Annotated in this window: 1 protein-coding gene; it reads left to right on the top strand. The window is 74.2% G+C overall.

Annotation, left to right across the window (positions count from 1 at the left end):
• The coding region (locus tag AC0I8G_RS26060) for a cupin domain-containing protein (protein WP_471732526.1) at positions 1–208 on the top strand (208 nt) is incomplete at its 5' end.
• Positions 209–252: the final 44 nt, after the last annotated feature.

The raw sequence follows: 252 nt of genomic DNA, 5'->3' as shown, positions 1-252 counted from the left end.
CCCCGGCCGCGAGTGGTTCACCGTCCTCGCCGGGCGGGCCCGTCTGGAACTCGGCGACCGGACGTTCCTCGTGTACCCGGGCGAGGCCGCGGAGTTCGACACCATGACCCCGCACCGGATCGGCGTCGACCCCGGCGCCGGTGACCTGGACCTGCTGTCGATCTTCGACCGCGACGGCGAGCGGACCCACCTGCACACCGACGACTGACCCGCGCCGGCAAGGGCCACTGCAGCGGGGACTACCGCGGCCCG

This window comes from Kineococcus sp. AC630 (genome assembly GCF_979255925.1).
This window is presented reverse-complemented; position numbering and strand designations above follow the sequence as displayed.